General features: G+C 62.1%; 14 protein-coding genes. 4 read left to right on the forward strand and 10 right to left on the reverse strand.

Annotated features, from left to right (window positions below; genetic code table 11):
* Positions 1–10: 10 nt before the first annotated feature.
* The 3 genes from DM813_RS21425 to DM813_RS21435 form a co-directional block, all read right to left on the reverse strand.
* The gene (locus DM813_RS21425; RefSeq protein ID WP_128325404.1) at positions 11–430 is read right to left on the reverse strand and encodes a MaoC family dehydratase; all 420 of its coding nucleotides are present in this window, start codon (positions 428–430) and stop codon (positions 11–13) included.
* Positions 431–440: 10 nt separating this feature from the next.
* On the reverse strand, positions 441–881 hold the full coding sequence (locus tag DM813_RS21430) for a MaoC family dehydratase N-terminal domain-containing protein (RefSeq protein WP_128325405.1): 441 nt from the start codon (positions 879–881) through the stop codon (positions 441–443).
* A 69-nt stretch (positions 882–950) separates the two neighbouring features.
* Positions 951–2,138, reverse strand: a complete 1,188-nt coding sequence (locus DM813_RS21435) for a lipid-transfer protein (protein ID WP_128325406.1) — start codon at positions 2,136–2,138, stop codon at positions 951–953.
* A gap of 265 nt (positions 2,139–2,403) precedes the next feature.
* On the opposite strand from DM813_RS21435, the gene DM813_RS21440 reads away from it, so the two are divergent.
* Both DM813_RS21440 and DM813_RS21445 read left to right on the forward strand, forming a co-directional pair.
* Positions 2,404–4,329 (forward strand): DUF1302 domain-containing protein, encoded by a 1,926-nt coding sequence (locus DM813_RS21440; protein ID WP_128325407.1) that lies wholly within the window; start codon positions 2,404–2,406, stop codon positions 4,327–4,329.
* Between the two features lie 25 nt (positions 4,330–4,354).
* Positions 4,355–5,725 carry a DUF1329 domain-containing protein gene (locus DM813_RS21445; RefSeq protein WP_128325408.1) on the forward strand — a complete coding sequence of 457 codons (1,371 nt, stop codon included), beginning with the start codon at positions 4,355–4,357 and terminating at the stop codon, positions 5,723–5,725.
* A 219-nt stretch (positions 5,726–5,944) separates the two neighbouring features.
* On the opposite strand, the gene DM813_RS21450 is transcribed toward DM813_RS21445, so the two are convergent.
* The 7 genes from DM813_RS21450 to DM813_RS21480 all read right to left on the reverse strand — a co-directional run bounded on the left by DM813_RS21450 (position 5,945) and on the right by DM813_RS21480 (position 17,396).
* On the reverse strand, positions 5,945–7,642 hold the full coding sequence (locus DM813_RS21450; RefSeq protein WP_128325409.1) for an AMP-binding protein: 1,698 nt from the start codon (positions 7,640–7,642) through the stop codon (positions 5,945–5,947).
* Between the two features lie 86 nt (positions 7,643–7,728).
* Positions 7,729–8,793: a thiolase C-terminal domain-containing protein gene (locus tag DM813_RS21455; RefSeq protein WP_241653217.1), complete on the reverse strand. Its 1,065-nt coding sequence runs from the start codon at positions 8,791–8,793 to the stop codon at positions 7,729–7,731.
* A gap of 106 nt (positions 8,794–8,899) precedes the next feature.
* Positions 8,900–10,717 carry an SDR family oxidoreductase gene (locus tag DM813_RS21460; protein WP_128325411.1) on the reverse strand — a complete coding sequence of 606 codons (1,818 nt, stop codon included), beginning with the start codon at positions 10,715–10,717 and terminating at the stop codon, positions 8,900–8,902.
* A gap of 25 nt (positions 10,718–10,742) precedes the next feature.
* Complete coding sequence (locus tag DM813_RS21465) at positions 10,743–11,882, reverse strand: acyl-CoA dehydrogenase family protein (RefSeq protein WP_241653233.1); 1,140 nt, start codon at positions 11,880–11,882, stop codon at positions 10,743–10,745.
* 32 nt (positions 11,883–11,914) lie between these two features.
* Positions 11,915–13,060, reverse strand: coding sequence for an acyl-CoA dehydrogenase family protein (locus tag DM813_RS21470; protein WP_128325413.1), 1,146 nt, complete (start codon positions 13,058–13,060; stop codon positions 11,915–11,917).
* A 260-nt stretch (positions 13,061–13,320) separates the two neighbouring features.
* Positions 13,321–16,002 carry a LuxR C-terminal-related transcriptional regulator gene (locus tag DM813_RS21475; RefSeq protein WP_128325414.1) on the reverse strand — a complete coding sequence of 894 codons (2,682 nt, stop codon included), beginning with the start codon at positions 16,000–16,002 and terminating at the stop codon, positions 13,321–13,323.
* A gap of 251 nt (positions 16,003–16,253) precedes the next feature.
* Positions 16,254–17,396, reverse strand: coding sequence for an acyl-CoA dehydrogenase family protein (locus DM813_RS21480; protein ID WP_128325415.1), 1,143 nt, complete (start codon positions 17,394–17,396; stop codon positions 16,254–16,256).
* 263 nt (positions 17,397–17,659) lie between these two features.
* On the opposite strand from DM813_RS21480, the gene DM813_RS21485 reads away from it, so the two are divergent.
* Both DM813_RS21485 and DM813_RS21490 read left to right on the forward strand, forming a co-directional pair.
* Entirely contained in the window at positions 17,660–18,844 is a 1,185-nt protein-coding gene (locus DM813_RS21485; RefSeq protein WP_128325416.1) for an acetyl-CoA C-acyltransferase, read from the forward strand.
* Positions 18,845–18,955: 111 nt separating this feature from the next.
* Positions 18,956–20,533, forward strand: a complete 1,578-nt coding sequence (locus DM813_RS21490) for an AMP-binding protein (protein WP_128325417.1) — start codon at positions 18,956–18,958, stop codon at positions 20,531–20,533.
* Positions 20,534–20,555: the final 22 nt, after the last annotated feature.

A 20,555-nucleotide genomic window follows, 5' to 3' on the forward strand; every position in this document is an offset into this window, starting at 1 on the left:
TTTTATAGGTTCAGGTCAGCGCCACGACGGCTTCGCCAACCAGTTTGTCGTCGCCGTATTGATTGGCGCAGCGGATTGCCAGGCGTACACGCCGTTCGCCATCGACTTCGAAACTGTCGATGACCTTGGCGCTGCAGGTCGGCACGTGGCCCAGCTGGGTGATACCGGTGAAACGCACGGACAGGCTGCGGATCTGCTGTTGCGCCACCCACCCGGTGAGCAACCGCCCCAGGTAGGCCACCGACAGCATGCCGTGGGCAAATACATCGGGCTGGCGCGCCTTGCGGGCAAAATCCAGGTCGATGTGCACCTGGTTGTGATCGCCCGAAGCGCCGGCGTACAGCGCCAGGGTGGTGCGGTTGACCGCAGGTAAGGTCAGCACGGGCAGTTCGAAGCCAACTTGCACGTCACGCCATTGCATAGGGTTCATTGCCGGCTCCTCAGCGCTGTACCAGGGATGAGCGAATGTCGGCGACATGCACGCCATCCTGGTTGGTCACACGGGTCTGTTGCACCACGAAGGTCAGCGCCCCGCCCTTTTTCTCGTAGACGTCCAGCACCTCGGTGGCAAAGGTCAGTACATCACCGGCGTAAGCCATGGCGTGGTAGTCGAAGGCCTGCTCGGCATGCAGGATGCGCCCCAGGTCGAAACCAAATATGTCCTGGACGATGTGGTCGGTATCGCGCCCCTCAGCCTCCAGGCACATGAGGAAACTGGGTGGTACCGGTAGCGACCGGTGCCCGGCAGCCATGGCTGCGGTTTCGTCGGTGTACAGCGGGTCGGTCTCGCCAATGGCCTTGGCGAAAAAGCGCAGGCGGCCTTTTTCAACTTCACAGGTGGTTACACCCAGTGAACGGCCGATCAGATTCTTGTCTGCCATCTCAGGTCGTCCTGTCAGTCCGTCCTATCAGTTTCTGAAACTGCGCGCCCGGGCAGGCGCGCACTCTCGTCAGCCGCGCCCGAACAGGGTCACGATGCCGGCGCCGCCCAGACCCAGGTTGTGCTGCAGGGCGTGGTGCAGATCCGCGACCTGGCGTTTGTCGGCTGTGCCGCGCAGTTGATGGGTCAGCTCGTAGCACTGGGCAAGGCCGGTCGCGCCCAGCGGGTGACCTTTGGACAGCAGGCCGCCTGACGGGTTGATCACCACCTGGCCGCCGTAGGTGTTGTCGCCATCCATCACGAATTTTTCGGCGCCACCCTCAGGGCAGAAGCCCAGGCCTTCGTAGGTCAGCAATTCATTGTGGGCAAAGCAGTCGTGCAGCTCGCAGACACGGATCTCGTCGGGGCCGACACCGGCCTTTTCGTAGACTTCGGTGGCCGCCTGACGGGTCATGCCGACACCGACGATGCTGATCAGCGACGCGGGTTCAAACGCTTGAGGCTGGTCGGTGACCAGGGCCTGGGCGAGGATGCACACATCGGTGCGCAGGCCATGCTGTTTGGCGAAGCGCTCGGAGACGACGATGGCTGCGGCGCCACCGCAGGTTGGCGGGCAAGCCATCAGGCGGGTCATCACACCCGGGAAAATGACCTGGTCGGCCATCACTTCTTCGGTAGTTACCACCTTCTTGAACACCGACAGCGGGTTGTTCGCAGCATGGCGACTGGCCTTGGCGCGAATGGCCGCGAAGGTTTCCATGCGGGTGCCGTACTTTTCCATGTGCTCACGCCCGGCACCGCCGAAGAATTTCAGGGCATCGGGCATGTCACGGCCTTCGGGGAAGATCGCATCGGCCACTTCATGGCCCTTGCCGTAGGTGATCGGGCGGTCGAGCCAGTGCGACTTGAGCGCACCGGGCTGCATCTGTTCGAAGCCAAAGGCCAGGGCGCAATCCACCGCACCGCTCTCCACCGCCTGGCGAGCCAGGAAAAGCGCTGTGGAGCCACTGCCGCAGTTGTTGTTGACGTTGATCACCGGAATGCCGGTAAGGCCGACTTCGTAGAGCGCCGACTGGCCGCTGGTGGAGTCGCCATACACGTAGCCGGCGTAAGCCTGCTGCACCTTGCGGTAGTCCAGCCCTGCATCTTGCAGTGCCTGACGAATGGCTTGTGCGCCCATTTCGATGTAGGTACCGCTCTGTCCAGGTTTGGCAAAGGGAATCATGCCAACACCGGCAACAAATACTTTCTGCGACATCACGTTCTCCAGGGTGAGTGATCAAGGCTCGCGACATTCGCCGCTGGTTGAGAGCGACCGCGGCAAACCGTTTTTCGATGGTCACGTAATGCACCGCGCTAACGCCCCCTCGGGTGGAGGGGGTGCGGGCAGCGAGGCAGCGCCCGCGTCAGACCAATGGTGGGGGTATCCCCCCCCACGCGAGGGGGAGGCCCTCGAAGCGTCGGCGGTAGCGTTCGCTGGCAGTTCACCCAAACAACAACAAGATCTCAGGGGTAACCAACACGTGACTTTCGCAAGACACATCAGCCCACAACAGCACTGGCGCGCACCTACCCGACAGGTCGCGTTCCGCCCTCACCTGCTGGCCCTCGCGGTTGCCCTGGGCACCTGCGCCAACGCCTATGCCATCGACTTCCAGATAGGTGAAATCGAAGGGCAGTTCGACTCGTCGCTGTCCATCGGGTCGAGCTGGGCGGTGCGCGGACCGGACCCGAAACTCATCAACGCCGCCAATACCATGGGCCTGCGCGGCGAGTCCGCCACGCGTACCGCCGACGACAACCGGCAGAACTTCAAGAAAGGCGAAACCTTTTCGAAGATCTTCAAAGGGGTGCATGACCTCGAACTGAAGTACGGCGAAAGCGGCGTGTTCGTACGCGGCAAGTACTGGTACGACTTCGAGCTCAAGGACGAACACCGGCCGTTCTACGACATCGACGACAGCGGCCGTGACGACCTGGCCAAGTCGTCCGGCGCCGAGTTTCTCGACGCGTTCATCTACCACAACTACACCCTCGGCGACCTGGCCGGTAACGTGCGCCTGGGCAAACAGGTAGTGAGCTGGGGCGAAAGCACCTTCATCGGCAACTCGATCAACAGCATCAACCCCATCGACGTCGCGGCCCTGCGCCGTCCGGGTGCCGAGGTCAAGGAAGGCCTGGTGCCGGTGAACATGTTCTACCTGTCCCAGGGCCTGTCAGAGAACCTCAACGCCGAGGCCTTCTACCAGCTGGAATGGGAAAACTCGGTGGTCGATAACTGCGGCACGTTCTTCGGCTCCGACCCCCTGCCCCAGGGCTGCAACGACCGCCTGGTGTTTGCCGGCCCCGACCTTGCGCCGGGCGTTGCAAAAAACACCGCGACGGCGGCGCAGATCCTGAGCGGGCGGGTGGTGGACAACGTCTACATGCCACGCCTGGAAGACAACGATGCGCGTGACGGTGGCCAGTTCGGCGTGGCCTTGCGCTGGTTCGTGCCGGAACTGAACGATACCGAGTTCGGTTTCTATGCCATGAACTACCACAGCCGTTCACCGTTCCTGAGTTTCAAGCAAACCACCACGGCGCCGATCACCGCAGGCCAGCTGGCCGCCCTGCCCGCCGCGGCCAGGCAACTGGCAGCCGCGCAGAACCAGTTTGACCGGGTGCGCTCGGCCCGTTACCTGGTCGACTATCCGGAAGACATCCGCCTGTACGGGGTGAGTTTCCAGACCACCCTGGGCGCAACCTCGGTCGGTGGTGAAGTCAGCTTCCGCCCCAACATGCCGCTGCAGATCAACACCGCCGACCTCAACCTTGCGGCCCTGCAGTCCACCGACACCGACCTGCGCACCCAGACCTCGCCAGTGTTCACCAGCGGTGAAACGGCCCAGGTGCTGGGCGGCGACCTGCCGGGCTACAAGCGCATGCCGGTGATGCAGGCACAGATGACGGCAACGCAGTTCTTCGACCAGATCTGGGGCGCCAGCCGCCTGACCCTGGTCGGTGAAGTCGGCTACAACCGCATCAACGGCCTGGGCGATGCCGATGGCACTGACGTGCGCTTTGGACGCAGCCCGGTGTATGGGCCTGGCGAGTTTCCGGGCAGCCAGAACGCAACGGTCTGCGCCACCACCACCAATCCCCAGAAAAAATGCAACAGCCATGGGTTCTACACCACCGATTCGTGGGGTTACCGCCTGCGCGCCAAGCTCGACTACACCAACGTGATTGCCGGTATCAACCTCTCGCCGAACCTGGCCTGGTCGCACGATGTCGACGGCTGGGGCCCGAACTTCGAGGAAGGCGCCAAGGCCGTCAGTGTCGGCGTGGATGCCGACTACATGAGCACCTACACCGCAAGCCTGAACTACACGGACTTCTTCGGCGGTGAATTCAACACCAGTACTGACCGGGACTACGTGTCGCTCAGCTTCGGCGTCAACTTCTAAGCCGCAACCGACAGAGGGTATCTACATGAAAGCAAACATGCTCATCACGGCCTCAACACTGGCACTCTCGCTGCTGGCCAGCAGCGTCATGGCCGCTGTCAGCGAGCAGGAAGCGGCGCAACTCGGCACGGCCCTGACGCCACTGGGTGCACAGAAGGAAGGCAATGCCGATGGCAGCATCCCGGCGTGGACCGGAGGCCTCAAGCCCGGCGCGGCCAGCGTGGATGCCAAGGGCTTCCTTGGCGACCCGTTCAGTGGCGAAAAACCGCTGTTCACCATTACCGCCGCCAATGTCGAGCAGTACAAGGACAAGCTGACCCCGGGCCAGCTGGCGATGTTCAAGCGCTACCCGGACAGCTACAAGATCCCGGTGTTTGCGACGCACCGTACCGCGCGTGCGGCGCCTGAGATTTATGCCGCCGCCAAGAAGAGCGCCGTCAACGTGCAACTGGTCAATGACGGCACAGGCCTGACCAACTTCGCCGACTCGCGCTACTACGCCTTCCCGATCCCTAAAAGTGGCGTAGAGGTCTACTGGAACTATGTCACCCGTTTCCGTGGCGAGAACGTCGAGCGCTGGTCGACCCAGGCCGTGCCTCAGGTCGATGGTGCCTACACCATCGTCGAGACCCATGACCAGAACAGCTTCCCGCAGTACATGGACGGGGTGAACCCGCAGGAAGCGAAAAACATCCTTTATTACTACATCTTTGCCGTCAACGCCCCGGCGCGCCTGGCCGGTACCGTGTCGATGGCTCATGAAACCATTGACCAGGTCAGCGAGCCCCGCAAAGCCTGGACCTACAACGCAGGCCAGCGTCGCGTACGCCGTGCGCCACAACTGGCCTATGACGCACCCGGCCTTGCTTCTGACGGCATGCGTACCTCCGACAACGCCGACATGATGAACGGCTCCCCGGACCGCTATGACTGGAAGCTTATCGGCAAGAAGGAGATGTACATTCCCTACAACAACTACCGCTTGCAATCACCCAGCCTGAAGTATGCCGACATCGTCAAACCCGGGCATATCAACCAGGACCTGACACGTTACGAGCTGCACCGTGTGTGGCATGTGCAGGCAACACTGAAGGCCGGCGAGCGGCATATCTATGCCAAGCGTGACATGTACTTCGATGAAGACACCTGGGTGCTGGCCGAGGTGGACCACTATGACGGCCGCGGGCAGCTGTGGCGCGTGGGTGAGAACTACACCTACAACCACTATGACAAAGGCCTGAATGCGCCAGCGGCGCAAGGTTTCTATGACCTGCTTGCCGGGCGCTATATTGTCGCCACGATGAGCAACGAATCGAAGCTTGCACCGCAATACGGTGGCCGTACCAAGCTGGCTGACTTCACCCCGGCGGCCTTGCGCAACGCAGGCATTCGCTAACCTCCCCCAGGGCTGCTTTCGCAGCCCTTCTTTTTTGCCTGCAACTTTATCTTCCACTGCCGTCGTAAAGGTGAGCAGCAGGCTCCGCTTGACGTCATGTGGTGTCTCATCGCGGATGAATCCGCTCCTACAGGTCAACGGTGCACCCGATATCTGTAGGCACTGGATACGCATAAAAAAGCCGGTCACAAGGACCGGCTTTGTCTATTGCACTACGCCTTATTCAAACAGCACCTTGCTACGGCTCGCTCCCCAGCCCTCGATCGCACCGTGATAGCGATCCTCGATCTGACTACGGCGAATCTTCAAGGTCGGCGTCAGCAACGCATTGGCGATGGTCCAGGGCTCACTGACCACCACCAGGCATGCCAGCTGTTCATGAGGCTCGAACTGGCTGTTGACGTCCGCAAGGAACACTTCAAGCTCCGTGACGACCTTGTCGCGACCTTCGGCAGTCGCCAGCGCAGCACGGGTATCGGGCGAGACATTGAGCAATGCCAACGGCTGTGCCAGCCCCACACCGGTAACGCACGACGCCTCGACCCGAGGATGGTTGCCCAGCTTGGCCTCGATCGGCACTGGCGCGACGTATTTGCCCTTGGCAGTCTTGAACAGCTCCTTGACCCGCCCGGTGATGCGCAGGCGCCCTTGTTCGTCCAGTTCGCCTCGGTCGCCGGTGCGGAACAGGCCGTCGACGGTATAGCTTTGTGCAGTCAGTTCAGGAAGCTTGTAGTAACCGAGCATCTGCGCCGGGCTTTTCACCAGGATTTCGTTGTCGTCACCAATCCGGCATTCAACCCCCGGAATCGCCGCGCCGACGTAACCCACCCGAACCTGCCCCGGCAAGCTGAAGTGCGACGTGCCGAAATTCTCCGACATGCCATAGCCTTCGAGCAGTTCCAGGCCAAGCTGGCGGTACCAGGCCATGACCTTGACCGGCAACGGCGCAGAGCCGGACAAGCCGGTATGCACCTGGTCCAGCCCCAGTACCGAGAGGATCTGCGCCTTCATCAGCGGGCCTTCCACGGGGTCGGCGAACGTCGTGGCCTGGACGTGCGGATCGATCTTGTCGTTGATGCCCTGGTAGAACTTGCCCCACAACCGCGGCATCGACAAGAAGATGGTCGGCCGCGCACGACGCAGGTCTTCGGTAAATGTCTCCAGCCCCAGGTTGAAAAACACCCGGCAGCCGCTGAACAGCGACACCGCTTCCACCACGGCACGCTCGGCGGTATGCGCCAGCGGCAAATACGACAGCAGACGATCACTGCTGCAAGTGCCCTTGCCGTTGGCGTACATGCAGCCGGTTACCGCCGGGGCGGCGTACATCGCGCCAAAGCTGTGCATCACACCTTTGGGATCGCCAGTGCTGCCCGAGGTATAGATGATGGTTGCAAGGTCTTCGGGCGTCGGCAGCGCCACGGTTTGCAGCGGCGCCGTGGACGCGACGATCTGCGCCCATGGCATGCCTTCGCCAGCGCTGGACTGGGGCAGATCGATCAGCGGCAGATCGTCCGGGATCGCGGCACGCACCGCTTTCCAGCCGGCCTCTTCGCCTTCCAGGCGGCCGACCAGCAGCAAGCGCACTTCTGCGTGTTTGAGCACGTAACGCACAGTATCGGCGTTGGCGGTGGTGTACAGCGGCACACTGACGTGCCCGGCCATCCAGATGGCCAGGTCGGCAATGATCCAGTGCGCACTGTTCTTGGCATACAGGCCAATCGAGGACTTGGCCGGCAGGCCGAGCGTTTGCAGGTAAGCGGCCACGCGCCGCGCCTGGTCACCGACCTGACGCCAGCTGTAGTCCTGCACACTGCCATCAGGCAAGGGTTGGGTCAGGTAGATCGCATCGGGTGTACTGCGCTCCCACTCGAGGAAGCGATGCAACAGGGTTGTCTGATTATTGTTGTTGTTCATGGCACATCCTGCATCTGAAGGGTGGTGCTCCACCTGGTGAAAGTGTTCTGTTCTAAGCGTTTCCTGCTGTAGCTGAACGCGAAAATTCAGTCGCGCTGATAAAGGGTGGTGATAACCGTACCATCAGAGCCGGCCTGATGTTGCAGGGCGATTCGGGCGTTGGCAACCTGCCGCCGACCGGCGCTACCGCGCAACTGCTGGACCAGCTCGACACATTGCGCCAGCGCACTGGCTGCGCCCGCCTGGCCGAGTGACAACAAGCCGCCGCCGGGATTGACCACCAGGTTGCCGCCGTAGGTGTTGTCACCCTCCTCGACGAACTTTTCAGCGCTGCCTTCGCAGCACAAACCCAGTGCTTCGTAGAGCAGCAGCTCGCTGAGTGTGCTGCTGTCATGCAACTCGCACACGGCAATGTCCTCAGGCCCTCTGCCCGTTTGCTCATACAGCTCGCGGGCGGCGGCGACATGAATGTCGTAGCCGACGTCGGCAAAAGGCGATGCCAGGTCGACATCGACCACCTGCCGGGGTGAGACACTCGCCTGACCCAAGATGCGTACAAGCGGGCCTTGGCAGTGGCGACTGGCGAACTCACCGGAGCACAGCACCACCGCCGCGACGCCCACCGTCGGCCAGGCCCATTGCGGCCGGGTCAGCGGCTCGGCCAGCATCGGCGCCTCGAGTACTTGTTCCAGGGTCATGAGCTGGTTGAACGCGGCCTGAGGGTTGTACGCCGCGTGCTGGCGCGCCTTGACCGCGATCATCGCAAAGGTTTCACACCGTGCCTGATAGCGGGCCATGTACGCCCGTGCAGCGACGCCCATGGGTTCTACCGCAGGCAGCACTAGCCCCTGGCCTTGCACGCCCAGGACCAGAATGGCTTCGGCTTGCCCCGCCAGAATGGCCTGATGTGCACATGCCAGCATCTGGTTGTTATCGGTGTGCTCCGGGAATTCGTGACGTAGCGCTATCCCCTGCATCCCGCACCGGTCGAGGGCACGCTGCAAGGTCGCACCTTCCGGCATGTCCGACGCGGCATAGATCGATGTCAGGCTGCTGGCGGGCAACCCGGCGTCAGCCAACGCCTGCCGGACCGTAGCCGCGACAAGGTCGTCCATGTCCGGGTACACCCTGGCCGGTCTGAACGGGGACATTCCTACGCCAATCACATTGACGCAACGTTGCATCGTGCTCTCCTGAAAATGCAAAGCTGCCGCTACCAGTCCCGGCTAGCGGCAGACGGCCGTTAGTGGCCGAGGGTTAGCCCGGGACGGACTCGAACAGTTCCACGGCACCGTTTTTCAGCACAATCACGTCACGCTCCACCGCACGCATCTCAACGATGATGCGCGTGGCAGACTCGCGCCACATGCGGGTTTCCAGGGTGTCGCCCGGCATCACGATCGAGGCAAAGCGGGCGCGCACGCTTTTGAACAGGCGCGAGTCGTTGTCGCAGAACGCCTTGATCACATGACGGCCGAGGTAGCCGAAGGTGCACAGGCCATGCAGGAACGGCTTTTCGTAGCCGGCCTTGGCGGCGTAGTCGGGGTCGACGTGCATCGGGTTCCAGTCGCCGCACAGGCGGTAAAGCAAAGCCTGGTTGACGTCGGTCTGGTCAGCGAGCACGGCATCCGGCACGCGTGCTGGCGGCACGTTGATCTCTTCGCTGGCAACCCGTTCAAGACCGGCACCTGGCACGCCCGGGTAGAAGCCGGTGACTTCGTTATAGAACAGCGGCGTACCGTGCTCATCGGTGGTTTCGATGGCCAGGACGCTCACCGAGCTTTTGCCTTTGTCGATGGCGGACTTCAGGCGCATGGTGTGCTTGAGCTTGGCCTTGGGCGGCAACGGACGATACATCACGGTGTACTGTTCGCCATGCAAGCCCTTGGCGAACGGCAGGTTCAGGCCTTCAAGCTGTGGCTCGCCGGACTTGGCAGCACGCAGGAACACCTCGGTTGCCGGCAACACGGCCATGGTCGGCAGCACGCGGAAGTCGTCACCGGTGAACTCGTTGACGTACAGCAGTTCAGTGCGGTCCAGCGGGTCTTTGGCGGCGCCGACGGCGAGCGCATAAAGCGCCGCATCGTTCTGGTCATACTCGGTTTCAAGGTAGGACACGGCATTGGCCGCCACTTCCATGTCGACGAAGGCGTTACCGCCCTTGGCCGGCGACGCCATGCGCGCGAACAGCTCGGTGAAACCTTCGCCGCCGTTGCTGTGGTGCACGCTGTGCTCGTCGAAGCGGGTAATGCGTTCCCAGTTGTCGCGCACCAGCTCCGGGCTGAGAGTGTTGGTGTGCAGAAGGCGACCTTGCGAACGCTCCCAGCGGTACTTGGCGTGGAAGCCGCCGCCGACTTCGAACAGGCCGCCGGTGTCCTGGCATTGCTCGCTGCACAGCCAGCCCACCAGCGGCGCAACATCGTCGACTTTCAGTTTGTCGTGCAGTTCCTCAGGGAACAGGCCGCTGGCGATGACCATACGTGAGGCGGCGATCGGTGCGATGGTATTGACGCGGATGTTCTTGCTCGCGCCTTCAAGGGCCAGCGAGCTGGCAAAACCGATCAGCCCGGCCTTGGCGGTGCCGTAGTTGCACTGGCCGAAGTTGCCGTAGATGCCGGTGCCCGAAGCGGTCATGACGATCCGGCCGTAGCCTTTTTCGCGCATGATCGGCCACACCGCGTGGGTCAGGCGGAAGGCGCCCTTGACGTGCACGGCCTGGATCAGGTCCCACTGTTCTTCGGTCATCTTGTGGAACGAGGTGTCGCGCAGAATGCCGGCGTTGTTGATGAGGATGTCGACGGTGCCGAAGGCTTCCAGCGCGGTGGCGACGATTTTCTCGCCCTCTGTGACCGAATGATGGTCGGCTACTGCTTCACCGCCAAGGGCACGGATTTCGGCCACCACCGCATCGGCGGCAGCGCTGGAGGCGCCCAGGCCATCGGTGCTGACACCGAGGTCGTTGACCACTACTTTGGCGCCGCGGGCACCCAGCAACAGCGCGTGGGCGCGGCCCAGGCCGTTGCCGGCGCCGGTGACAATGGCGACTTTACCGTCAAAACGAATTTCTTCAGACACGTGTGCACTCCTATTGTTATGGCGCTCACAAGGTGCGAGCGATGATCTCTTTCATGATTTCGTTGGTACCGCCCCAGATGCGGTTGCCGCGGGTGTCCAGGTACAGCCTGGCAATCGGGTATTCGGTCATGTAGCCATTGCCGCCGTGCAGCTGCAGGCAGGCATCGACCACGCGACTGCTGAGTTCGGCAGTCCAGTACTTGGCCACCGCCGCGGTCTCGGCACTCAGTTCGCCGCGCAGCAGCAAGTCCATGCAGCTGTCGACCCACGAGCGGCCGATCTGGATTTCGGTCTTGAGTTGCGCCAGGGTGAAGCGCGAGTTCTGGAAATCGAGCACCGGCTTGCCGAACACGATGCGTGTGCGGGTGTACTCGAGGGTGTTCTCAAGGGCCGCTTCGGCCTGGGCCTGAAAGCCCACGGCGCCGATGATGCGTTCCCAGGCCAGGTCATGCATGAGCTGGTAGAAGCCCTGGCCCTGCTCGCCACCCAGCACGTTTTCGGCGGGCACACGGCAGTCGTCGAAGAACAGCATGCTGGTGTCCTGGGCATGCAGGCCGATTTTTTCCAGCGGCTGCGAGCGTTCAAACCCGGCGCGCTCTTTTTCGACGATGACCAGCGAGATGTCCTTGGCCGTGCCGCTGGTGCCGGTCTTGCACACCACCAGGGCCATGTCGCAGGAGGCGCCATTGGAGATAAAGGTCTTGGAACCGTTGAGGACCAGCTCATCGCCGTCCAGCACGGCGCGGGTGCGCACCGCCTGCAGGTCGGAACCGGTGTTGGGCTCGGTCATGGCGATGGCGCCCACCGCCTCGCCGGCAATCATCTTCGGCAGCCAGGCTTGCTTTTGCGCCTCGGTGCCGTAGTTGAGGATGTAGAACGCCACCAGGCCATGCACACCAAAGCCCATCAGCCCGGTGGCGCCGATGCGCATGAATTCTTCGGCAAACACCATGTCGAACAGGCGGTCGGCACCCGGGCCGCCGTATTCTTCCGGCATGGAGGGCAGCAACATGCCCAGCTCGCCAGCCTTGCGCCACACCTCGCGGGGGACGCACTTGTCCTTCTCCCATTGGGCGTGGAACGGCGCCACTTCCTCTTCCATGAAGCGGCGTGCAGCGCGACGGTACTCGTCATGCTCGGTGCTGAACAGTGTACGGGGGATCAGGTATTCCATTGGGTACTCCTCAGCGGCCCGGATCAGAGCGTGCGCCCGACCAGATCTTTCATGATGTCGTTGGCGCCACCGGCAATGCGCAGCACGCGATGGTCAAGGTAGTGACGGGCTACCGGGTACTCGAGCATGTAGCCGTTGCCCCCGTGCAGCTGCACGCACTCGTCCACCACCCTGGTGTAGAGGTCTGAGCACCACAGCTTGGCGGCGGCTGCCGCTTCCGGGCTCAAGGTGCCGTTCAGGCACTGTTCCATGCAGCGGTCGACGTAGTTCTGCGACACCGCCAGCTGCATTTTCAGGTCGGCCAACTTGAAGCGGGTGTTCTGGAAGGCAAAGATTGGCTGGCCAAAGACGTTGCGGTCCTTGGTGTATTCCAGGGTGCTTTCCAGTACCGCGAGCGACCCGGCAACACTGCTGATGGCGATGGACAACCGCTCCCAGGCCAGTTCTTTCATCAACTGGAAGAAGCCCTGCCCCGGCACGCCGCCCAGCAGGTTCTCTTTTGGCACCCGCACGTTGTCGAAGAACAGCATGGTGGTGTCCTGGGCATGCAGGCCGACCTTGCGCAACGGTTGCGAGCGGCTGAAACCGGCGCGGTCCGCCTCGACCAGGATCAACGAAGTGTCCTGGGCGCCCTTGCCGGTGTTGCCGGTCTTGGCCACGACCACCACGATGTCGCAGTTGGTACCGTTGGAAATGAAGGTTTTGGCACCGTTGATGACGTATTCGTCACCGTCGAGCACGGCGCGGGTCTTGACCGCTTGCAGGTCCGAGCCAGTGTCCGGCTCGGTCATGGCCACGGCACCGATCGCTTCGCCTGCGGCCATCTTCGGCAGCCAGGCCTGCTTTTGCGCTTCGCTGCCAAAGTTCACCAGGTAGCCGGCGACGATGTCATGCACGCCGAAACCGATCAGCCCGGAGGCCAGGCCCGCGCGGTAGATCTCTTCGGTGGCCACCATCGAAAAACGCCGGTCCAGACCCAGCCCGCCGTAGGCGTGCGGCGTGGTCGCATTGAGCATGCCCAGCGCACCGGCGCGCTGCCAGATTTCCCGGGGCACCCGATGATCGGCTTCCCACTCTTCCTGGCGGGGCGCACATTCGTGCGCCAGGAAGCGTCGCACACTGCTGCGAAACGCCTCGTGCTCATGATCAAACAGGCTACGCGGGATCATTGAAGGTTTACTCCTCGGCTCATCGTTCTGCCGCCCTTGCGGGGGCGATGAATCGATCATAGGAGGAGCGTTGGTTGAACCGCCCCCTCACGGCGGGGGGGATCTGCGCGGTGACTCAAGGTAAGACTTGCGCCCCCCCGACCGGGGTTGGGCGCGGGGCGGCCAAGGCGCTTAGCCTAGGCCGGCGAAATACCCGTGCAGAGACCTGGCGAGACGTCCACGCAACGTCCCGCCAGCGCTCTGCACGGGTGGTTTCGCGCTTATTCGATCAGGCCGTTCTTGCGCGCCCAGGACACCGCGTCATAGCGGCTGGAAACACCCAGCTTGGCGTAGATGTTCTTCAGGTTCCATTTCACCGTTTCCAGGGAAATGTTCAGGGTCAGGGCCACGCGTTTGTTGGCCATCGCCTGACTGATCAACTGCAGGATGGCCAGCTCGCGTGGTGTCAGCATCGAGGGCGCGCCATTGGCGGATGAATCATTGCTGCGCCCTGCTCCGCCTTGGCCGAAGCGCTCCAGCAGCAGGGTCAGGTACGTCACGTCGGCGCTGACCAGTGTCTGGTTTGTCAGCGCCGAGAGCATCTTGCGCAGCACCTCGCCTTCATCCAGAAACGTGCGTACCAAACCCAGTTCGCGGCCTTGGGACAGGGCCGCGACCAGGTGTTCCTGGGCCTGCTCGGGTTGGCGCAGGTCGGCAGCAGCGCAGGCCATGAGCAACTGGCCGGTAACCTGCAGTTGACCGCGGCGGAATGTGCAAGCATAGCCATTGAGCAGTTGCAGATCCTGCAGCGCCTTGTCCGGGTAGTTGGTTGCCAGCAACAGACGCGCACGCGCCAACGCCGCCATCGCCATGATATCGGCCTGAAACCCTTGCGCGCCTTTGTGCAACTCTGCCAGCACCTGCAACTTGGCAACCTGTTCGCTGGCGTAGGCTTTGTTGCTCTCCAGCAAGGCAATGCGTACCTGTTCGGCCAGACAGTGGACCAGGGCGCGATCCTGGCCGATGGTGCGAAAATGACGTTCCTGGCGCTCCAGGAAAGCCATTGCCACTGCAGCACAATCTTGCAGCAGATCCAGACGCGCGCGGCAGATCGTGGCGCGCAACATGGTATCGGGCATTGCCCACTGCAAGAGCCCGCTCCGGTTGGCAAGGATTTCCCGCGCCTCATCGGTTCTGTCCAGCTCCCGATACACCTCAGCCAGGGTGGCGGCACCGAGGTACGCACTGGCCGAGCGGTGACCGTGAACCGACACGGCGCGGGCCAGTTGCGCAGCGCCAACGCGCTCGGCTTCAAGAATGCGCCCCTCCTGCAGGTAGCAGAGGGTTCGTGCGCCCTGAGCTACCAGGGCCATTTCGGCATCCAGCTCGGATTCAGGTATCGGGTTGTCATCCAGGCAGCGCAACGCCTCTTCCATGCGCCCCGCTGCCAGGTAGGCAATGGCCAGCAATGCCGGGGCACCATAGCGGGTTACCGAATAATCATCGGGCAACGCCTGAAAATCCTTCAGCAGGTCAATGATCGGTTCGGTGCGGTCACGCTGCAGCTCTATGGTGGCCTGCACCAACGGCAGTCGGTAGGCGACGTCGTCCTGATGGGCCGCACCGCTGTGACGAAACTGCTCTAGCCAGGCTTCGGCCTTGGCCGGACGCGCAGTCAGCGCATAGGCCAGGCAACCGAGGAAGAACAGCCGTGGCCTCGAGAACAGGATGTCCTGTGGCAAGCGGTCGAGCAGGCGCAGCAGCGGGCTGAGCTGCCCCAGGCTCCAGGTGGCCGGTGCCGCCCGTTCAATCACCTGGGCGGCAAATCCAAGATCGCCAGCCTGGGTGGCATGGCGTACGGCTTCGGCGAGCAGTTTTCGCTCAGCGAACCAGTGAGCCGCGCGGCTGTGCAGTTCCGTTTGCGAGGTGCTGTCGCGCCGGGCCAGGCGCGTGGCCAGAAAATCGCCGAACAGCGCGTGAAAGCGGTACCAGGGCTGACGGTCGTCCGCCTCAACGCGAAAAATCAGCAGGTTGTCTTCGTCCAGACGCTTCAACATCGCCTGCGCCGCGTCATTGCCGGTCACTGCCTGCGCGAGCGAGGCATTGAAGCGCCGGCAGATACTGATGCTTTCCATGAAGGTTGCCAGTTCGACAGGCAGATGGGCCATGACGTTTTCGGCCAGGTAACTCTGCAGGTCATCGGAGCGCCAGCCCATCTCGCGCAAGGTGCCGCGTGATTCCGGATCACTGCGCAGGAGAATGATCACCAGTTGCAAGGTCGCCGGCCAGCCACTGGTGAGTTCATGGATCTGGTGCAGTTCTTCCGGGCTGAGTTTCAGCGCCGCCAGGCTCTGCTCAAGGAAAGCCCGCGACTCGCTCAGGTCAAACGGCAAGGCCGCACAATCAATCTCCACCAGTTGCCCACTGAGCCGCAGGCGGCTGAAGCTCAAGGGTGGGCCAACCCGTGAGGAAATGATGAAGTGCAGGTTTTCCGGGCTATGGTCCAACAGTTTTTGCATCAACTGATGCGCGCGCGGATCAACAACATGCTGGTAGTCGTCGACAACCAGGTACAGCTCTTTATTGATTGAGGCGGCGCCTTCGACGATCGCCGCGACGACTTCATCGATCAACTCCTGACGCGCGCCTTCCAGCGGGATGCCACTGTCCAGGGCAATGCCCAGGCGTTGCAGGGCACCGCGCAGGTAGGCGAAGAATATCGACAGGTGTTTGTCATCGGCGCTCAGCGACAACCAGGCCACATCAGCCCCCGAGCGCATCATCACCTGGCGCCATTGGGCCAGCAGTGTGGTCTTGCCAAAACCGGGGCTTCCGGTGATCAGACCCACACGGCACTGCGCCATGCTGCGCAGATCCTCCAGCAGGCGTTCGCGAACGATCGTCTGGGTGCTGATGCGCGGTGGCGCAAATTTCGTCGATACGAGCAGTTTGTCGGTATGCATGTGCTGACTGGTCTCCGATCCCGCCGAATGCACCGCTACAGCACCCCAGGGTGCTGCACGATCGGCTAGGTGTGGCCACGTTCTGGCGTTTTTTTCGGATTATTTACCCGAATACCGGCAAAAGACAGCACGTATCGTTATTACGCCCTGACTTGCGGCACCTCGAGGATCCGCCTGGCACAGATGGTGGCGGGGATCAGCGATAAACCACCCCCTACAAGTGAGGGGGCTGTCGTCACTCCGGCAAAGGTTCAGAGGGTGCGTGCCACCAGTTCACGCATGATGTCGTTGGCGCCCCCATAGATACGGTTGACCCGGCTGTCCAGATAATGCCGCGCCACCGGATACTCAAGCATATAGCCGTTGCCACCGTGAAGCTGTACGCACTGGTCGACCACTTTTGAATACAGTTCGGTACACCAGAGCTTGGCGGCCGCAGCTGCCTCCGGGCTCAGCTGGTGTTGCAGAATCAGTTCCATGCAACGGTCGACGTAGGTCTGCCCGAGAACGATCTCGGTCTTGAGCTCGGCGAGTTTGAAGCGCGAGTTCTGGAATTCGAAGATCGGCGTACCGAATGCCTTGCGCTCGCGCGTATAGGCGATGGTCTGCTCCAGCACCGCCTGACTCGCGGCAATAGCAAGGATGCCGATGCTCAGGCGCTCCCAGGCCAGCTCTTTCATCAATTGATAAAAACCCTGGCCGGGCTCACCGCCAAGAATATTGGCCTTGGGCACACGCACATCCTGGAAAAACACCATGGTGGTGTCCTGGGCGTGCATACCGACCTTGCGCAACGGCTTGGACTTGCTGACGCCCGCCCGCTCGGCCTCAACCAGGATCAGCGAAATGTCGCGCGAGCCTTTGCCACTGGTGCCGGTCTTGGCAATCACCACGATGATGTCGCTGTTGGTGCCGTTGGAGATAAACGTCTTCGCGCCGTTGATGACGTACTCATCGCCATCCAGCACGGCGCGGGTTTTCACTGCCTGCAGGTCAGAACCGGTATCGGGTTCGGTCATGGCCACCGCTGCGATGGCTTCACCAGCGGCCATTTTCCCCAGCCATTGCTGTTTCTGAGCCTCAGTGCCGAAATTGTTCAGGTACCCGGCGCAGATGTCGTGCACGTTGAAGCCGTTCAAGCCCGATAGCCCCGCCCGGGCGATTTCCTCGACGGCGATCATCGAAAAGCGCCGGTCCAGTCCCAGCCCCCCATAGGCTTCAGGCGTGGTGGCATTGAGCATGCCCAGCTCGCCGGCACGCTGCCATACCTGGCGCGGCACGCGATGGTCTTCCTCCCACTGTTCATGGAAGGGCGTGCATTCCTCGGCGAGGAAACGCTGCACGGTGCTGCGGAACGCTTCGTGTTCATGATCGAAAAGGGTACGCGGAATCATCGTTTGACCTCGGGAGACAGTGGCTGCGTTGCGCCACATTAGGGCCGCGCAATCAGCTTCTGCCCCCTCGAAGCGGGTAGGCGGTGGTACTCGGGCAACTGTCAGCAACACCTTGCAGCGTGCCGGCGCCCTGCCCTACGCACCTGCGCCCCCCTCCGAAAGGGAGTTACGCTGATGTGCCGGAATTGGATTTACTGCGGGTTCCGTCGCCTCCGCCGGCACCGGCGAAGGACACCAGGCGCCACCTTCAAGAGACCTACGCCATGAAAGAAGCCGTTATCCTCTCAACCGCCCGCACACCCATAGCCAAAGCCTTTCGCGGCGCGTTCAACCACACCACGTCACCGACCATGGCGGCATTCGCCATCCGCGCGGCGGTAGAACGCGCAGGCATTCGTGCCAATGAAATCGAAGACCTGGTCATGGGCACCGGGATGCCTGCCGGTACGGCGGGCTGGAATCTGGGGCGCATGAGCGCATTGGCGGCCGGGCTACCGGTCAGTGTCAGCGGGCAAACCCTGGATCGGCAATGCGCATCAGGCTTGATGGCCATTGCTACGGCCGCCAAACAGATCATCGTCGACGGTATGCTGGTTACCCTGGGGGCGGGTCAGGAACATATCAGCCTGGTACAGAACCGCCACACCCAGTGGATTGGCGAGTTCCACGATACCCAGGTGCTCAGCCATGCACCGGATGCCTACATGCCCATGCTGCGCACCGCCGAACTGGTTGCCCAGCGCTATGGCATCAGCCGCGACGACCAGGACGCCTATGCGCTGCAATCCCAGCAACGTACAGCAGCAGCGCAGCAAGCAGGCCTGTTCGAAGGCGAGATAGTCCCGGTGACGGTGACCCAGCAGGTGGTGGACAAAGCCACGGGGGCCGTCAGCTTCCAACAAACCAGCCTGAGCCAGGACGAAGGCAACCGTCCGCACACCGTGCTGGACGACCTGACCCGGCTCAAGCCGGTCATTGAAGGCGGCTGTATCACAGCCGGCAACGCCAGCCAGCTGTCCGACGGTGCCAGTGCCTGTGTATTGATGGACGGGCGTCTGGCCGAACAGCGCAACCTTGAACCGCTGGGGGCTTACCGCGGCATTGCGGTGGCGGGCCTGGCCCCGGATGAAATGGGCATTGGCCCGGTATTGGCGGTACCGAAACTGCTCAAGGCCCACGGCTTGAGTGTCAATGACATCGGCCTGTGGGAGCTGAACGAGGCTTTCGCCTGCCAGGTGCTGTACTGCCGCAACGTGCTTGGCATCGACAATGACAAGCTCAATGTCAATGGCGGCGCCATTGCCATCGGCCATCCCTATGGCATGAGCGGCGCGCGCATGGTTGGTCATGCACTGCTCGAAGGTAAACGCCGCGGCGTGCGTTATGTCGTGGTGACCATGTGCGTTGGTGGCGGTATGGGCGCTGCCGGGCTGTTCGAGGTCTACTGACGTTCACACAGCTGTGCGTGCATGCGCCCCTCTCCTGTAGGGAGGCGCTGCACCAGGCGGTGCTTCCTAGAATGCGTTCTCCACTGATTACAACAACAAATGGAGATCGCGATGAAGATGAATTTTTCCCGCGTCATGGCTCAGATTGCCCAGCGCTATTCCAAGCAGGACGCGCTGGTCAACGTCGAGCGCAACCGGCGGTATCGTTTCGATGAATTGCACCGTTTGACCAATCGTATCGCCACGATGCTGCGCACACGGCTCAACCTGCAGCGTGGCGATACCGCGCTGTGCATTCTGGAAAACGACAACTTGTCGCTTTTGCATGCCTGGACCGCGTTCAAGGGTGAGGTGGCATTCGCCCACACCAACATCCGCGACTCCCTGGAAGAACACCGCTGGCAGGTGACTTTCATCGAGCCGAAAGTCATTTTCATCGAGCGGGCCCTGCTGCCACTGTACAACGACATGCTGCGTGCCAGCGGCGCCACGGTGGTGTGCATGGACCCGCCACCTGCCGGCTGCACTTTCGCGCTGGACTTCTGGGCACTGCTCGAAGGCGTCCCGGAGCAGGAGCCCGACATCGAGTCCGATGTCTACCAGGACACTCTCATCTATCGCTTTACCGGAGGGACCACCGGCAGGAGCAAGTGCGCCCGCTACACCATCGACAACTGGTTGGCGGCGCGTGATTCGATGTATGCCGATAGCGAGCAGAGTCAGGCCTTCAACGAAAACACCCGTTATCTGCACATAGCGCCCATCAGCCATGGCTCAGGGTTGTCGCTGCTGCCAACACTGTTTCGTGGCGGCTGCACCGTGACCCAGAATGCCGCCGACCTCAAGGCCTGGTGCCGAAACGTAGAAGCGGAGCGCATCACCACCGCGCTGATGGTACCGACCCTGGTCGGCTGGTTGCTCGAACTGCCCGAGGCATCACAGTCCGACCTCTCCAGCCTGCAAACACTGTTCTACGGCGCCGCTCCGATGAGTCCGGCCAAGCTCAGACAAGCCCAGCAGCGCTTCGGCAATATCTTCTTTCAGCTCTACGGTGCCACAGAGTGTGCCCAGGCGGTTTGTACCCTGACCAAGGCCGACCACCTGGATGCCGTGGAGACGGGTCGGCTGGCCTCCGCCGGACGGCCGGTCACCGGCATCGAGCTGAAGATTGTCGATGAAGCGGGTAATCGCCTGGCGCCCGGCAGCACCGGGGAAATCTGGCTGCGCGGGCGCGGCACCATCAGCGGCTACCACAACAATCCGCAAGGTACCGCAGCCGAGTTCAGCGATGGCTACTGGAAGTCCGGGGACCTGGGCTATGTTGATGAAGCCGGCTATGTGTTCATCGTCGATCGCAAGAAAGATGTGATCATCACCGGAGGTTTCAATGTCTACGCCGTTGAAGTGGAAGCCACCCTCAACGCCCACCCCGCCGTGTCGATGTCGGCTGTGGTGGGTATTCCGGATGACAAATGGGGTGAAGCGGTGCATGCCGAAGTGGTGCTCAAAGCAGGCATGTGCGTGACTGCAGAAGAACTGATCTTGCTGGTCAAGGAGCGTCTGGGCCGCTTCAAGGCACCGAAGTCAGTCAAGTTGGTGGAAGCGCTGCCCCTGAGTGCCGTCGGCAAGGTGCTGCGGCGTCAGGTAAGGGACCGTTACTGGTCCGATCAACCTCGCCGGGTATCCTGAACGACATCGCGGCACACGCCTT

Source organism: Pseudomonas alkylphenolica (genome assembly GCF_004025535.1).
Taxonomy (GTDB): domain Bacteria; phylum Pseudomonadota; class Gammaproteobacteria; order Pseudomonadales; family Pseudomonadaceae; genus Aquipseudomonas; species Aquipseudomonas alkylphenolica_A.

Bases quoted from the DNA above. Each gene is read 5' to 3' on its own strand.
- DM813_RS21425 (WP_128325404.1), bottom strand. From the start codon at position 430: ATGAACCCTATGCAATGGCGTGACGTGCAAGTTGGCTTCGAACTGCCC.
- DM813_RS21430 (WP_128325405.1), bottom strand. From the start codon at position 881: ATGGCAGACAAGAATCTGATCGGCCGTTCACTGGGTGTAACCACCTGT.
- DM813_RS21435 (WP_128325406.1), bottom strand. From the start codon at position 2,138: ATGTCGCAGAAAGTATTTGTTGCCGGTGTTGGCATGATTCCCTTTGCC.
- DM813_RS21445 (WP_128325408.1), top strand. From the start codon at position 4,355: ATGAAAGCAAACATGCTCATCACGGCCTCAACACTGGCACTCTCGCTG.
- DM813_RS21450 (WP_128325409.1), bottom strand. From the start codon at position 7,642: ATGAACAACAACAATAATCAGACAACCCTGTTGCATCGCTTCCTCGAG.
- DM813_RS21455 (WP_241653217.1), bottom strand. From the start codon at position 8,793: ATGTCCCCGTTCAGACCGGCCAGGGTGTACCCGGACATGGACGACCTT.
- DM813_RS21470 (WP_128325413.1), bottom strand. From the start codon at position 13,060: ATGATCCCGCGTAGCCTGTTTGATCATGAGCACGAGGCGTTTCGCAGC.
- DM813_RS21475 (WP_128325414.1), bottom strand. From the start codon at position 16,002: ATGCATACCGACAAACTGCTCGTATCGACGAAATTTGCGCCACCGCGC.
- DM813_RS21480 (WP_128325415.1), bottom strand. From the start codon at position 17,396: ATGATTCCGCGTACCCTTTTCGATCATGAACACGAAGCGTTCCGCAGC.
- DM813_RS21485 (WP_128325416.1), top strand. From the start codon at position 17,660: ATGAAAGAAGCCGTTATCCTCTCAACCGCCCGCACACCCATAGCCAAA.
- DM813_RS21490 (WP_128325417.1), top strand. From the start codon at position 18,956: ATGAAGATGAATTTTTCCCGCGTCATGGCTCAGATTGCCCAGCGCTAT.